Here is a 15128-nt window from a genome sequence, read left to right on the forward strand (position 1 = left end):
AAGAGTATACTTTAATAGGAAAGTTGTCGACACAAGAGTACAATGATGTTCTCACTTGTTTAAGAAGCTCTCCAAATATTAAAAGTAAATACCGAAAATTATTATAAGAAACACCTCACTCTAGGTGTTTTTTTATGTTCCAATTCTTTATATTTGTTCGAATACAACTCAAATGACTTTAGAACAATACATTCAAAATATAAATTCAGCTTATAAACGAGGAAATGCTACTGAACACACGTATCGTGGTGATTTAAAGCAACTCATTGAAAGTATTGTAACTGATGTAGCCGCAACTAATGAGCCCAAACGCCAACAATGTGGAGCTCCAGATTATATCATCACTAAAAAAGATATTCCTGTAGGTTTTATTGAAGCCAAAGACATAGGCGACAAAGATTTGTCCGGAATAAAAAAAACGGGAAATAAAGAACAATTTGACCGTTATAAAAAATCTTTAAATAATTTGATTTTTACAGATTATTTAGACTTCCATCTATACATTGACGGGCTTTTTATCACAAAAATTGCCATTGCTGAAGTTCAAGAGGGAACGATTGTCCCTTTACCAGATAATTTCACGGCTTTTGCAAATCTCATTAAGGATTTTTGTGTCCACATTAGTCAATCTATAAAAAGCTCGAAGAAACTGGCCGAAATGATGGCGGGAAAAGCGCGGTTATTATCGGATGTGATTGAAAAAGCGTTGACCAGTGATGAAACACACAATGAAGACAGTACTTTGAAAGACCAAATGAACGCTTTCAAAGAAATCTTAATTCACGATATAACACCCAAAGGGTTTGCTGATGTTTACTCACAAACTATTGCTTACGGAATGTTTGCCGCACGATTGCACGATCCCACTTTACCCACTTTTTCCAGACAAGAAGCGGCCGAGTTAATCCCCAAATCAAACCCTTTTTTAAGAAAACTGTTTGGTTACATCGCTGGACCGGATATTGATGACCGTATAAAATGGATTGTAGATTCGTTAGTGGATATTTTCTTGGCGTGTAACGTTGCCCAAATCCTTAAAAATTACGGGAAGTCAACCAAAATGGAAGACCCCATTATCCATTTTTATGAAACTTTCCTGAGTGAATACGACCCGAAACTGAGGAAAGCGCGTGGCGTTTGGTACACACCAAAACCAGTCGTGAATTTTATCGTTCGTGCCGTTGATGATATACTAAAAACCGAATTCGATTTGCCGCAAGGTTTAGCGGACAAAAGTAAAACCAAAATAAAAGTTGACCTTCAAGGAAAGAAAGTGGAACAAGAAGTGCATAAAGTACAAATACTGGATCCAGCAACGGGAACAGGAACTTTTCTTGCCGAAGTAGTGAAGCACGTTCATAAAAAATTCAAAGGACAACAAGGCGTTTGGAGCACTTATATAGAAACCCATTTATTGCCACGACTCAATGGTTTTGAGTTATTGATGGCAAGTTATGCAATGGCACATTTGCAAATGGATTTACTGCTTACTGAAACTGGTTTTAAACCTACTAAAGAACAACGTTTAAAAATATATCTAACTAATAGTCTAGAAGAAAGCCATCCTGACACAGGAACTTTATTTGCTAACTGGTTAAGTAGTGAAGCTAACGAAGCTAATTTTATTAAGCGGGACACGCCTGTAATGTGCATTGTTGGGAATCCTCCTTATAGCGGCGAGAGTAACAATAAAGGCGAGTGGATTATGAAATTGATGGACGATTACAAGAAAGAACCAGGAGGAAAAGAAAAACTGAAAGAACAAAATTCAAAATTCATAAATGACGATTATGTGAAATTCCTGCGTTACGGACAATATTATATAGAAAAAAACGGCAGTGGAGTTTTGGCATTTATTAACCCACACGGATTTCTGGATAATCCAACATTTAGAGGAATGCGCTGGAATCTGTTAAAAACCTATGATAAGATTTACACGATAGACTTACACGGAAATGCAAAGAAAAAAGAAATTTCTCCTGATGGTTCTGCGGACGTAAATGTTTTTGACATTATGCAAGGGGTTGCCATTACTATTTTTGTAAAAACGGGAAACAAAAAAGCAAATGAATTGGGTAAAGTTTTTCATTATGATTTATTTGGAAAGCGAGATTTTAAATATGATTTTCTTACGGAGAATTCATTAAATACAATTGATTTTAATAAACTACCAAATATTGCTCCTTATTATTTTTTCGTTAACAAAGATTTTGATGAACAAAAAGAATATGACAAAGGATTTGCATTAAATGAATTATATATAATAAACTCATTAGGGCTATTAACAAAAAGGGATAAGTTTATCACAGATTTTAACAAACCTTCTATTAAAAAGAGATTGAATGATTTTTTAGAAGAAGATTTATCAAATGAAAATTTATCTAATAAATATGATTTAAAATTAAAGGATAATGATAATTGGGATTTGATAAAATCAAGAAATGAAATACAAAAAAATGGTATAATTGAGGATAATTTTAAAGTTCAAAATTATAGATGTTTTGATAAAAGATATATATACTATGATACAAATTTTGTGGCAAGATTAAATACAAAAGTATTGAAGCATTTTGACAATAAAAATGTAGCCATCATTTCAACTAGACAATTAGCAGGTAATAATTTCAATCACATATTTGTTTCAAATATAATCTCTGATCAATGTTTTATATCTAATAAAACAAAAGAAGGCTGTCAAGTTTTTCCCCTCTATCTTTACCCCGAAACGAACGGAAAACAACAATCGCTGTCAGGGTTTGAAACCCTGACAGCGATAGACGTAGACAAACAAAACGAAATCGCAGCCAGAATCCCAAATCTAAACCCAGAAATAGTCAATAAAATAGCCAAGAAATTAGGTTTAGCTTTTGTTGCTGAAAAAGAAGTTTATGGCAATGTCTGTATGGCTAACAATGACGAAGTTATCCCTGATTTCAGAGACAATTTTGCTCCAATCGATATTCTGGATTATATTTATGCCGTTTTGCATTCGCCAACATACCGAGAGAAATACAAAGAATTCTTGAAAATTGATTTCCCTAAAATTCCGTTTCCAAAAGACACTAAAACCTTCTGGGAATTAGTCGAATTAGGTTCGCAAATACGCCAAATTCATTTGCTGGAAAGCGAAATAGTAGAAGAATATATCACAGATTTTAATATTGATGGCGATTGCGTAGTTGAGAAACCACGTTTCGAGGCAAACTCTATCAGGGTTCAAAACCCTGATAGAGCTGAAGGTAAAGTATGGATAAACGAAACCCAGTATTTTGACAACGTTCCTGAAGTGGCTTGGAGTTTTTATATAGGCGGGTATCAACCCGCACAAAAATGGTTGAAAGATAGAAAAGGGAGAAAGTTAGAGTTTGACGATATTGCCCATTATCAAAAAATAATAGTTGCGTTAAGTGAGACTAATAGATTGATGGCGGCAATCGATGCAATAGAAATAGAATAAACTTTTAACTCTAACAGGGTTTAAAACCCTGTTAGAGTTAAAAGTTTAAAATTAAAAACAAGTAGTAATATGGAAATAAAAGAACCCATTCTTCACGGTAATTACTATCACATTTATAACCGTGGTAATAATGGAATTAATATATTTCTTGAAAATGAGAATTACTATCATTTTCTTCGGTTGTATGCTAAGTATATCGAGCCTATTGCAGATACATTTGCTTGGTGTTTGTTGAAGAATCACTTTCATATCTTGGTTCGAATTAAAGATAAAACGGAAATAGATCCTAATGAGTTGACGTATAACACTACAGAAAAACCAAAAATTATTGATCCGTCAAGACAATTCTCGCATTTGTTCAATGCTTATACTCAGGCAGTAAATAAACGCCACAATAGAACAGGAAGTTTGTTTGAAACAACTTTCGAAAGAAAAGTAGTCACTTCTGAAAAGTATTTTCAACAATTGATTTTTTATATCCATAACAATCCAGTACATCACGGTTTTGTCAAACAAATGAGTTTATATCCTTGGTCATCCTACGGAACAGTAATTTCTAATAGACCAACCAAACTTAAAAGAGACGAGGTAATTGAGTTATTTGTTGATATAGAAAACTTTGTTTTTTATCACAATCAACAACAAAATTTAAACGAAATCAATAATTTGATAATTGAATAATTTAACCCGTTTAACCCTTTCAGGGTTTTAAACCCTGAAAGGGTTAATTCTAATAATAAAAACTATGAACCTGAAAAATTCCCAACTGGACGTTGATACCTGGATAAAAGAACACGGAGTTCGTTATTTCAATGAACTGACTAATATGGCACAACTTACTGAAGAAGTAGGTGAAGTTGCCCGGATTATTGCACGCCGTTATGGAGAACAATCCGAGAAAGAAAGCGATAAAAACAAAGACCTTGGCGAAGAATTAGCCGATGTGGTTTTTGTTGTATTGTGTTTGGCTAACCAGACAGGTATTGATTTACAAGCTGCTTTTGATAAAAAGATGGATTTGAAATCAGTGCGCGATAAAGATCGTCACAAAAACAATGAAAAACTGAAGTAATTTGTGGATTGTAAATTATGAATTATAAACGAGGAGTGGTAAATTGCGGACTTGAATTATGCTGACCGTAATTCATAATTCTTAACTCATATTTTAAAACATGAATTTACTGTTACAAACTTCCCATTCTAACTTACAGGCTCAAATTGCAGTTACGGGATCCAAAAGTGAAACCAACAGATTGTTGTTGTTACAAGCGCTGTTCCCTAATGTTACACTTTCTAACACATCAAATTCTGATGATAGTGAGGTTATGCAAAAAGCATTGAAAGGAAATGAAGAATTAATAGATATTCATCATGCTGGAACGGCCATGCGATTTCTTACCGCTTTTTATGCAGTAAATGAGGGTCGCGAAGTGGTTTTGACCGGGTCAGACAGAATGAAAGAACGCCCTATAAAAGTTTTAGTGGAAGCACTGGAACAGCTTGGGGCAAAAATCACTTATGAAAATGAAGTGGGCTATCCACCTATTCGAATAAAAGGTCAAAAAATAACAGTTTCTAAAGTGAATATTCCGGCAAATGTAAGCAGTCAGTACATTTCGGCACTTTTACTTGTGGCGCCAAAACTAGAAAACGGAATAGAATTAACTTTAGTTGGTGAAATAACTTCTGTTCCTTATATCAAAATGACTTTGGCTTTGCTTGAAGAGATTGGGGTGGGAACCTCATTTGTTGGAAATACGATTACAGTAAATCCCAAATCCCAAATCTCAAATCCCAAATCTTTAACTGTAGAATCTGACTGGAGTTCCGCTTCTTACTTTTTCAGTTTAGTGGCTCTTGCTGATACAGCTTCCATTACATTAAACAGTTATAAAGAAAACAGTTTGCAAGGAGATTCGGCCTTGGTCGAAATCTATAAACAAATGGGAGTTGAAACGCATTTTGATGGAAATCAAATGATACTTACTAAACAGGCTAACTTTAATCCTAAAGATTTAAACTTAGATTTAAACAACACTCCGGATATTGCGCAAACAATTGTGGTCACTTGTCTCGGTTTAGGTATTGGTTGCCATTTAACGGGTTTGCATACTTTAAAAATTAAAGAAACGGATAGACTAGAAGCACTAAGAATCGAGTTGACTAAACTAGGTGCTGCTATTTCAGTTACTAATGATAGCCTAACGCTTGTTGCTTCAGGAAATATCAATCACAATGTAAAAATAGCAACTTATAATGACCATAGAATGGCAATGGCATTTGCTCCATTGGCCTTAAAAGTGCCAATTATTATTGAAAATGCCGAAGTAGTTTCAAAATCGTATCCTGATTTTTGGGATGATATGAAAAAACTGGGTTTTAATATTTCATAAAAAGGCATATTTTAAAGGGGTAAGAACTTTTTTTGTGCTTAAGGAGTTTGAATAGAGGAGGAATAGGAAAAATAAACGGCAAAACACTTGACAACGCCTATCTCACAATCGTATATTTGCAAACGATTATAATTATGAGGATCAAAACTTAGAAATTATAACTCATAACTTATAACTTTCTAAAATGAAATTATCACATTTTCAATTTGACTTACCTAAAGAACTTCTTGCCGAGTATCCGTCTGAAAACAGAGATGAATCGCGCTTGATGGTTATTGATCGTAAAAAACAAACGATCGAACATAAAACTTTCAAAGATGTAATTGATTATTTTGATGATGGGGATGTTTTAATATTAAATAACACCAAAGTTTTTCCAGCTCGTTTATATGGTAACAAAGAAAAAACAGGAGCTAGAATTGAAGTTTTCTTACTTAGAGAATTAAATGCTGAGCAACGTCTTTGGGATGTATTAGTAGATCCAGCACGTAAAATCAGAATCGGAAATAAATTGTATTTCGGGGATGATGATTCATTAGTGGCTGAGGTTATTGATAATACAACTTCTCGTGGAAGAACATTGCGTTTCCTTTACGATGGTTCGTATGAAGAATTCAGAAAAAAATTAACGGAACTTGGAGAAACTCCTATCCCAAAATACATAAGTAGAGACGTAACTCCTGAAGATGCTGAGCGTTACCAAACTATTTATGCTAAAGAGGAAGGTTCTGTAGCAGCTCCAACTGCTGGACTTCACTTCTCTAAGCATTTATTGAAAAAATTGGAAATTAAAGGAATCAAATTTGCTGAGGTAACACTTCACGTAGGTTTAGGAACTTTCAATCCAGTTGAAGTTGAAGATTTATCAAAGCACAAGATGGATTCTGAGGAATTAAAAATTACTCAAGAAGCTTGTGATATTGTAAATGATGCAAAAGTGAAAAAGAAACGTATTTGCGCTGTAGGTACTACATCAATGCGTGCTATTGAAAGTTCTGTCTCGTCTCAAAGCACATTGAATCCTTTTGACGGATGGACAAACAAATTTATCTTCCCTCCTCATGAATTCAGTTTGGCAACTTGTATGATTACAAATTTCCATACTCCAAAATCAACTTTGTTAATGATGATTTCCGCTTTTTGTGGTCACGATTTAATGAAAAGAGCGTATGAAGAAGCTATTAAAGAAGAGTATAAATTCTATTCTTACGGTGATGCGATGCTTATCATCTAAAAACATACCTAAAGGTTAATTCACAAATCTCGTCAGCAATGGCGAGATTTTTTTTTGGGCGTTTTCGGGCTGTCCATTTCAAGTTTATTATTAAAAATAAAGTAATACTAGTAGTCCGGGAGCTTCCGTTGGTCGCTTCCTCCTTACTGTATTACTACTATTTTCAATAATAAAGCTTTCCATTTCCATCCCTAACGCAGTACATTTCCATCCCTAACGCAGTAGATGATGAATAATTTTGGTTTTTTACACTTATCCCTTTTCCTTGTTTTTCCTTTCTCGATAATTTCTTTTTACTATTTTTACGACACAAACACGATATATAATGATTTTCGAAAATACTAAAGAATTTGCACAGCAACTTGATTCTCAAGACAAACTAAATAAATATAGAGATGAATTTATTTTTCCAAAAGTAAACGGAGAAAAAGTAATCTATTTTACCGGAAATTCATTGGGACTACAACCCAAAAGAACAAAAGCCTATGTTGATGAAGTAATGGACGACTGGGCAAATCTCGCTGTAGAAGGGCATTTTTATGCTAAAAAACCGTGGTGGGATTATCAAGAAAGATTCGCAAATCCGTTGAGTAAAATAGTAGGGGCATTGCCTTCTGAAATTACGGTAATGAATACCTTAACTGTAAATCTGCACTTGTTGATGGTTTCTTTTTATCGTCCTACAGCAACAAGGTATAAAATCATTTGCGAAGAAAAAGCATTCCCATCAGATCAGTATATGTTTCAATCCCAGGTTCATTCTCACGGTTTAAAGCCTGAAGATGCAATTGTCGAAATTAAACGGAGAGAAGGGGAACACAATATCCGTATTGAAGATGTTTTAGCTAAAATTGCCGAAGTAGGTGACGAATTAGCTTTAGTATTAATAGGAGGAGTGAACTATTACACGGGGCAAGTTTTTGATATGAAAACTATAACTGCTGCGGGACATAAGACAGGAGCAAAAGTAGGATGGGATTTAGCCCATGCTGCCGGAAACATTAAATTAGAACTACACGATTGGAATGTGGATTTTGCTGCCTGGTGCAGTTATAAATATATGAATTCAGGACCTGGAAACGCGTCTGGTTGTTTTGTGCATGAAAAACACCATAATAACCCTGATTTACCAAGATTTGCCGGTTGGTGGGGACACAATAAAGAACGCCGTTTCAAGATGGAGCCTACATTCGACCCAGTTCATGGCGCTGATGGTTGGCAAGTCAGTAATTTACCAATACTTTCCCTAGCACCTTACTTAGCTTCAGTTGAAATGTTTGACGAAATAGGAATGGATGCGCTTATTGAAAAAAGAGATAAAATCACTTCATACCTAGAATTTATTCTTCATGAAATAGATAAAGAAGTAGATAGTACATTCGAAATCATTACTCCAACAGATCTTTCTGAAAGAGGATGTCAACTTTCCGTTCTTCTGCATGGTGAGGGACGTAGCCTTTTTGATTATTTAATGAAGAGGGGTGTTATTACCGATTGGCGTGAGCCTAATGTAATTCGTTTAGCTCCTGTGCCATTATATTGTTCTTTTGAAGACATGTATGATTTTGGTCAAATATTGAAAGAAGGTATATTGCTTTAATACTTATAAGTTAAGATGATTTTTATTCTTGGAATTTTACAACTATTTGACGGAATTGTATAAGTCTTTATGCAGGATTTAGCTGTCTCTTTGTTCAGTTATAAAATCTAAAAATCACAATTATGAAAATAGTATATTTTGCGTTATTAGCGCTAGCATTAGTTTCTTGTAAAAATCAAGGAGAAATGAATATTGAAGATGCCAAGCAGGTAAGTATAGATTCAATGAAAATTGAAATTGAGAAGCAAAAAGTTATCGATTCAATGCAAATTGAAATGAGTAAAGCAGCTGCGCAAAAAGAAGTTGTTATTGTTAATCAACCGGCTGGAAGCACTACAACTACTACAACTGTGACTAAGAAGAAGGGTTGGAGTGGAGCAGCAAAAGGGGCCGTAATTGGTGCTGGAGTTGGAGCTGTAACAGGTGCGGTTATTAGCAAGAAAAAAGGAGAAGGAGCTATAATAGGTGGCCTCGCAGGTGCTGGTGTTGGTGCTGGAACTGGCGCAATTATCGACGGAAGTAAAAAGGAATAGAATAATTTATTTATTATATAAAAGGAGTGTCTAAGTCGTATTTGTGATTTAGACACTTTTTTTGTTTAACATTATTTTAGTGGAATAGAGGGAGTGATTTGTTGGACCTATACATATTCAAGAAGTATCTTTCTATGAATAAAATATTGAATTTTCAGAATTGTTATTCATTGTTGTTAAGCAATTTGTTAGAATTATTTTGAAATCATTTATATTTGTTTGCTTAATAAAACTTAAAAATGAATAAAATTAAAAAAGGACTACTGGTTTTAATAATAATAATGGTAGTGCTAGCATTAGCTTTGAGTGTTTATGGTTACTATTTAAAACCTAAATATGAAGGGAATGTAGATTTGAAAAACATTAAAGAAGAAACTACGGTGTATTTTGATGAATTTGGTGTGCCTCATATTTATGCCAATAATTCCAAAGATGCAATGGTGGCTTTGGGATATGTGCATGCGCAAGATCGTTTATGGCAGATGGAATTAATCCGACGCATTGCACCTGGTCGTTTGTCAGAAATTTTCGGATCTGTTGCTTTAAAGAATGATAAATTTTTTGCAGGGCTTGGTATTGAAGAAGCTTCGGAAATTGCGATTTCAGAATTGGATAAAAACAGTCAAAGTTATCAATTGATGTTGTCTTATTTAGAAGGGATCAATCAATATATGGATGTAGGAACTTCTCCTATTGAGTTTCAAATGTTAGGTATAAAGAAAGAGAAATTTACAATAAAAGACGTTTATAATATTTATGGATATATGTCTTTTAGCTTTGCTATGGCACAAAAGTCTGATCCTCTACTGACTGATATTCGAAACAAATACGGAATGGAATATTTGAAAGATTTTGGAATTGATGGCTCTTTTAATTCTACCCAAATTAAAAACGCTAAAGAAAACCCTGAAGAATATAGTGTTATTTCAAAATCGGTTGCTGCTTTATTAGAGCAGTCTCCTGTTCCTCCGTTTATAGGAAGCAATAGTTGGGTAATAGGGGGGAAGAAAACGAAAAGCGGAAAAGTAATTTTGGCAAATGACCCACATATTGGTTTTTCACAGCCGGGAACGTGGTATGAAGCACATATAGTAACACCGGATTTTGAATTATACGGTTGCTATCTTGCAGGAACTCCTTACCCTTTGTTAGGTCACAATAGAGAATATGCTTATGGGATAACGATGTTTGAAAACGATGATATCGATTTGTATCAAGAGGAAAACAGCCCAACTGATAGCAATAAATACAAAACGCCTGACGGTTTCAAAGCTTATGAAATTCGAAAAAAAACCATTAAAGTAAAAGACTCTGTAGATGTGGTGTTGAATGTAAAAGTGAGCCGCCATGGCCCTGTTATGAATGATTTGATAGATGGTTTGGATAAAAACAAACCAGTGGCAATGTCTTGGATTTATACTCAACAGCGAAACCAAATTCTTGATGCGGTATATTCGTTGTCACATTCTAAGAAAATTGAAGATTTCCAAAGAGGAGTTAGTCTTATTGCGGCTCCTGGGTTGAATGTTATGTATGGTGATGCTAAAGGGAATGTGTCTTGGTGGGCAACTGGAAAGTTATACAAACACAATAAAGGAGTAAATCCTAACTTTATTCTAGATGGTGCTTCCGGGAATGATGATATAAAGGAGTTTTTAGACTTCGCCAAAAATCCTTCAGCTACAAACCCCGATTGGAATTATGTGTATTCAGCAAATAATCAAGCCGAAGCGATTGATGGGTTTTTGTACCCTGGATATTATCTTCCTGAAGATAGAGCAAAAAGGATTACACAATTATTAGACCCTAAATCCAATTGGGATAAAGAATCTGTTAGTGAAATGATTACTGATAATACCTCAATTGTAGCTCCTGTTGTAGTTAAGAGTTTGATTGCTAATTTAAATGTAAAATCACTTTCGAAAAATGAAAAAGAAGCAATTGCCATTTTAAAATCGTGGAAAGGAACAAGTAATTTAGATGATGTAGCGCAAACGATATACAGTAAATGGGTTTATTTCTATTTGAAAAACACCTTTGAAGATGAGCTAGGAGTTGATGGGTTTAAACAGTTTTTAAAGACTCATATTATGAAGCAAATCATTGCAAAGCAAATTGACAATGAGAATTCGCTTTGGTGGGATAACGTTACAACCAAAAACAAAAAAGAAACCCGAAGAGATGTTTTGTCTAAATCATTTAATGAGACGGTTGCTTCATTAGAAAAACAATTAGGGGGCTCAGTGGACTCTTGGACTTGGAATAAAGTACATCAAGTTGAATTTAACCATCCATTGGGTAAAATTGAAGCTTTGAGGAAAATATTTAATGTGGGGCCTTTTGAAGTTTCAGGAACAAATGAGGTAATTAACAATCAGATGTTTTATTACAATAATGAAGAGAAACATACTGTTGACGGAGGGCCTTCAACCAGAAGAGTTATTGATTTTTCAGATATAGAAAATAGCTGGAGTATTTTACCAACAGGCCAGTCTGGAAATCCTTTTAGCTCTCATTATAGCGATCAAGCTGAAATGTATAATAAAGGTAAGTTTAGGAAAATGAAGATGAATAAGGGGGAAATAATCAAGACGTCAACAAAATTGGTGTTTATTCCATATAAAAAATAAGTTTTTTAAACCCCTTGAAATATATAATCAGTAATTTTGCCTAACTTTTTATAATTAAGAATGCAAACACCAAAAAAAATAGCTGTAGTTGGGTCTGGTTTAGTCGGGTCTTTATTAGCTATTTATCTTCGAAAAGCAGGTCATACAGTACATATATACGATAGAAGTCCGGATATTAGACAAATTCAGTTTTCGGGACGCTCCATAAATTTGGCAATGTCAAATCGTGGATGGAAAGCACTTGATGGTGTTGGGGTAGGTGATGCAGTGCGTGAAATAGCTATTCCTATGGGTAAACGCGCGATTCACTTGGTTGACAAACTTAATTTTCAGAATTATGGTCAGGAAGGAGAATGTATTTATTCGATTTCGCGAGGCATTCTAAATAGAAAAATGATTGATTTGGCAGAAGAAGCCGGTGCCGAGTTTTTCTTCGAACATAAAATCTGGGATGTTACCCTTGATGATGCTACTTTGCATATTGGGGAAACCGAAAGAGGAGCATGGGAAGAAAAAAAATACGATATGGTTTTTGGAGCTGATGGTGCTTTTTCTAGAATCCGTCACCGTATGCAGCGTCAGAGCATGTTTAATTATTCACAAGAATTTTTGAATATTGGCTATAAAGAATTGAATATACCTGCAAATCTTGACGGAACGCATAAATTAGATAAAAACTCATTCCACATTTGGCCTCGTGGCGATTATATGTTAATTGCATTACCTAATCTTGACGGAAGTTTCACTTGTACATTATTCATGCCTTTTGATGGTGAGAATTCTTTTTCGTCACTCACAGAGCGGAAAGATGTTGAAGTTTTTTTCGAAAAAAACTTTCCTGATTCTATTGAAGTAATTCCTAATTTAGCCGAGGATTTCTTTAAAAACCCAACGAGTACCTTGGTGACAATGAAGTGTTTTCCTTGGACTTATGAAGATAAAGTAGCTTTAATTGGTGATGCCTGTCATGCTATTGTTCCTTTTTATGGACAGGGTATGAATGCAGGTTTTGAGGATATTTCATATTTATATGAAATGATGGAAAAATATGGTGATGACTGGGAAATAATTTTTTCTGAATACCAAATTGACCGCAAGCCAAATGCAGATGCAATAGCCGAACTTTCGTATCGTAATTTTATGGAGATGAGCTCGAAAACTGCCGACGAAAAATTCCTTTTGCAAAAGAAAATTGAAAAATCATTTTCAGATAAATATCCAGATAAATGGATTCCACTTTACAGCAGAGTTACATTTAGTGATCGTCCATATACTGAGGCTTTGACGTTAGGTGATGAACAAAACGCAATTATGGAAGAGGTTATGAGAATACCAAATATCAAAGCAATTTGGGATAGTCCTGAAATAGAAAAAAAAATGCTGGAATTGTTAAAATAAGTATACGATTTAAAACAAAAAAAGACATATTGATTTTTCAATATGTCTTTTTTTGTTTTGAGGGTGTTATAGAATAAAACGTTGAAAAGAAATAATACTTTCAGGCCGCTATTTTTTAAACATTTTAGTTAGTATCCCAAATGCTCCTCTAATGAAAGTTGCGCTTGTAAGTACTTTTAAAACCGTTTTTCCTATGGCATCAGTAGTTTTAGTAGTTTGTTTGCTGCTTCTTTTTATTTCTGCTTGTTTTTCTTTTAGCTCTTCCTCTTTTTCTTCTTTTTTAGCGGTTTCTGTTTCTATAACAGCAATTTTTTTATTGAGCATCTCATAAGCACTTTCACGGTCTATAAGTTCGCTGTATTTTTTTACCAATTTAGACTCGTTGTTGATATTCTGGATCTCACTTTCGGTTAGTATATCCATTCTGCTCATTGGAGCTCTCAGCATAGTTGCGACTAATGGGGTAGGGATGCCTTTTTCGTTTAGAGCCGTGACTAAGGCTTCTCCAATTCCTAAACTCGTAAGGATCTCACTTGTGTTGTAAAACTCGGATGTAGGATAGTTATCGGCTGTTTGTTTTATCGCTTTTCTGTCATTGGCGGTAAATGCTCTTAAAGCGTGTTGTACTTTTAAGCCTAATTGAGCAAGAACGCCACTAGGTACGTCCATTGGATTTTGAGTAACAAAATATATTCCAATTCCTTTAGACCGAATTAGTTTTACAATAGTTTCTATTTGTTCTAATAAGACTTTACTGGCTTCATTGAATATCAAATGTGCCTCGTCAATAAACACTACTAATTCAGGTTGGTCAGAATCTCCTTTTTCAGGCATTTGTTGGTATATTTCAGCAAGCATGCTCAACATAAAAGTGGAAAATAATTTAGGTTTGTCCTGAATGTCTGTCAACCGAATAATATTGATGTATCCTTTTCCATTTTCATCAATTCGCATTAGATCATCAATATCAAATGACATTTCTCCAAAAAACAGATCAGCACCCTGCTGCTCTAGTTCAATAATTTTGCGCAAGATTGTTCCGGTTGTAGAGGTCGAGATTTTACCGTAATCTTTTGTGATTTCTTCTTTTCCTTCTTCGGTAATGTAATTGATTATTTTTTTGATGTCTTTTATGTCCAATAAAGGCATTTTATTGTCATCGCAATATTTAAATATAACCGACATCACTCCGGACTGGGTGTCGTTTAATCCTAATATCCTTGAAAATAGAACTGGGCCAAATTCGGATATGGTGGCTCTAAGCCGTACTCCATTTTGTTCAGAAAGCGTCAATAATTCCACTGGGAATTTTGAGGTTTTATATGGAATGTTTATTTTGGCGTGTCGTTCAGATATAAATGTTTTCTCTTCTCCTTCTTTTGCAATTCCGCTAAAATCTCCTTTTATATCCATCATTAAAACTGGAATGCCAAATGATGATAATTGTTCTGATAAAACCTGAATAGTTTTGGTTTTTCCCGTCCCGGTTGCCCCGGCGATCAGGCCATGTCTATTTAAGGTCTTTAAAGGTATTTTGACATGTGCATCTGCAATTGGATCTCCATCTAGGATTGCGCCACCTATAATTATACTTTCTCCTTTTGAGTTGTATCCATCAGTGATATGTTTTATAAAGTCATCTTTTCTATTCATAATATTGTCTAAATTTGAATACATGTAAGTTTTTGCTTTTTAAAAGTAGGTGTTTTTAGCGTTTACTGCAATTTATTTCCTTTTTTGTTGATAATAACAAAAAAAAGTTTTTTTAACACTTTTTGTTGTGTAGTTGAAATATAATTGCAATAATTCATAAATTGATGCGTTATGTATTGAAATGTATGTGATTTGATTGCGAATATTGATGAATATTCAAATGAATTAAT

General features: G+C 34.3%; 10 protein-coding genes. 9 read left to right on the plus strand and 1 reads right to left on the minus strand.

Going from position 1 to position 15128, the window contains the following annotated elements; all coding sequences use genetic code 11:
- Positions 1 to 172 precede the first annotated feature (172 nt).
- The 9 genes from FLAK523_RS05995 to FLAK523_RS06035 all read left to right on the plus strand — a co-directional run bounded on the left by FLAK523_RS05995 (position 173) and on the right by FLAK523_RS06035 (position 13245).
- Positions 173 to 3457: a type ISP restriction/modification enzyme gene (locus FLAK523_RS05995; RefSeq protein WP_248907585.1), complete on the plus strand. Its 3285-nt coding sequence runs from the start codon at positions 173 to 175 to the stop codon at positions 3455 to 3457.
- A gap of 69 nt (positions 3458 to 3526) precedes the next feature.
- A complete protein-coding gene (locus FLAK523_RS06000) occupies positions 3527 to 4138 on the plus strand; it encodes a hypothetical protein (protein ID WP_248907587.1) in 612 nt (203 codons plus the stop codon).
- A 64-nt stretch (positions 4139 to 4202) separates the two neighbouring features.
- Entirely contained in the window at positions 4203 to 4529 is a 327-nt protein-coding gene (locus FLAK523_RS06005; RefSeq protein WP_039110839.1) for a nucleotide pyrophosphohydrolase, read from the plus strand.
- A gap of 100 nt (positions 4530 to 4629) precedes the next feature.
- On the plus strand, positions 4630 to 5850 hold the full coding sequence (aroA, locus tag FLAK523_RS06010; protein ID WP_248907589.1) for a 3-phosphoshikimate 1-carboxyvinyltransferase: 1221 nt from the start codon (positions 4630 to 4632) through the stop codon (positions 5848 to 5850).
- A 184-nt stretch (positions 5851 to 6034) separates the two neighbouring features.
- A complete protein-coding gene (queA, locus tag FLAK523_RS06015; protein ID WP_248907591.1) occupies positions 6035 to 7084 on the plus strand; it encodes a tRNA preQ1(34) S-adenosylmethionine ribosyltransferase-isomerase QueA in 1050 nt (349 codons plus the stop codon).
- A 325-nt stretch (positions 7085 to 7409) separates the two neighbouring features.
- Positions 7410 to 8684, plus strand: coding sequence for a kynureninase (gene kynU / locus FLAK523_RS06020; RefSeq protein WP_248907593.1), 1275 nt, complete (start codon positions 7410 to 7412; stop codon positions 8682 to 8684).
- Between the two features lie 122 nt (positions 8685 to 8806).
- Positions 8807 to 9217: a glycine zipper family protein gene (locus FLAK523_RS06025; protein WP_248907595.1), complete on the plus strand. Its 411-nt coding sequence runs from the start codon at positions 8807 to 8809 to the stop codon at positions 9215 to 9217.
- A gap of 239 nt (positions 9218 to 9456) precedes the next feature.
- Positions 9457 to 11847, plus strand: a complete 2391-nt coding sequence (locus tag FLAK523_RS06030) for a penicillin acylase family protein (protein ID WP_248907597.1) — start codon at positions 9457 to 9459, stop codon at positions 11845 to 11847.
- Between the two features lie 60 nt (positions 11848 to 11907).
- The gene (locus FLAK523_RS06035; RefSeq protein ID WP_248907599.1) at positions 11908 to 13245 is read left to right on the plus strand and encodes an NAD(P)/FAD-dependent oxidoreductase; all 1338 of its coding nucleotides are present in this window, start codon (positions 11908 to 11910) and stop codon (positions 13243 to 13245) included.
- 108 nt (positions 13246 to 13353) lie between these two features.
- Here FLAK523_RS06035 and FLAK523_RS06040 read toward each other — a convergent pair whose 3' ends face one another.
- Positions 13354 to 14898: a helicase HerA-like domain-containing protein gene (locus FLAK523_RS06040; protein ID WP_248908055.1), complete on the minus strand. Its 1545-nt coding sequence runs from the start codon at positions 14896 to 14898 to the stop codon at positions 13354 to 13356.
- Positions 14899 to 15128 lie beyond the last annotated feature (230 nt).

The sequence above is a fragment of the Flavobacterium sp. K5-23 genome, from assembly GCF_023278045.1.
GTDB lineage: Bacteria > Bacteroidota > Bacteroidia > Flavobacteriales > Flavobacteriaceae > Flavobacterium.

What these genes read in the sequence shown, in the direction of transcription:
- FLAK523_RS05995 (WP_248907585.1), top strand. Translation starts at nt 173, where the DNA reads ATGACTTTAGAACAATACATTCAAAATATAAATTCAGCTTATAAACGA.
- FLAK523_RS06000 (WP_248907587.1), top strand. Translation starts at nt 3,527, where the DNA reads ATGGAAATAAAAGAACCCATTCTTCACGGTAATTACTATCACATTTAT.
- FLAK523_RS06005 (WP_039110839.1), top strand. Translation starts at nt 4,203, where the DNA reads ATGAACCTGAAAAATTCCCAACTGGACGTTGATACCTGGATAAAAGAA.
- aroA (WP_248907589.1), top strand. Translation starts at nt 4,630, where the DNA reads ATGAATTTACTGTTACAAACTTCCCATTCTAACTTACAGGCTCAAATT.
- queA (WP_248907591.1), top strand. Translation starts at nt 6,035, where the DNA reads ATGAAATTATCACATTTTCAATTTGACTTACCTAAAGAACTTCTTGCC.
- kynU (WP_248907593.1), top strand. Translation starts at nt 7,410, where the DNA reads ATGATTTTCGAAAATACTAAAGAATTTGCACAGCAACTTGATTCTCAA.
- FLAK523_RS06025 (WP_248907595.1), top strand. Translation starts at nt 8,807, where the DNA reads ATGAAAATAGTATATTTTGCGTTATTAGCGCTAGCATTAGTTTCTTGT.
- FLAK523_RS06030 (WP_248907597.1), top strand. Translation starts at nt 9,457, where the DNA reads ATGAATAAAATTAAAAAAGGACTACTGGTTTTAATAATAATAATGGTA.
- FLAK523_RS06035 (WP_248907599.1), top strand. Translation starts at nt 11,908, where the DNA reads ATGCAAACACCAAAAAAAATAGCTGTAGTTGGGTCTGGTTTAGTCGGG.
- FLAK523_RS06040 (WP_248908055.1), bottom strand. Translation starts at nt 14,898, where the DNA reads ATGAATAGAAAAGATGACTTTATAAAACATATCACTGATGGATACAAC.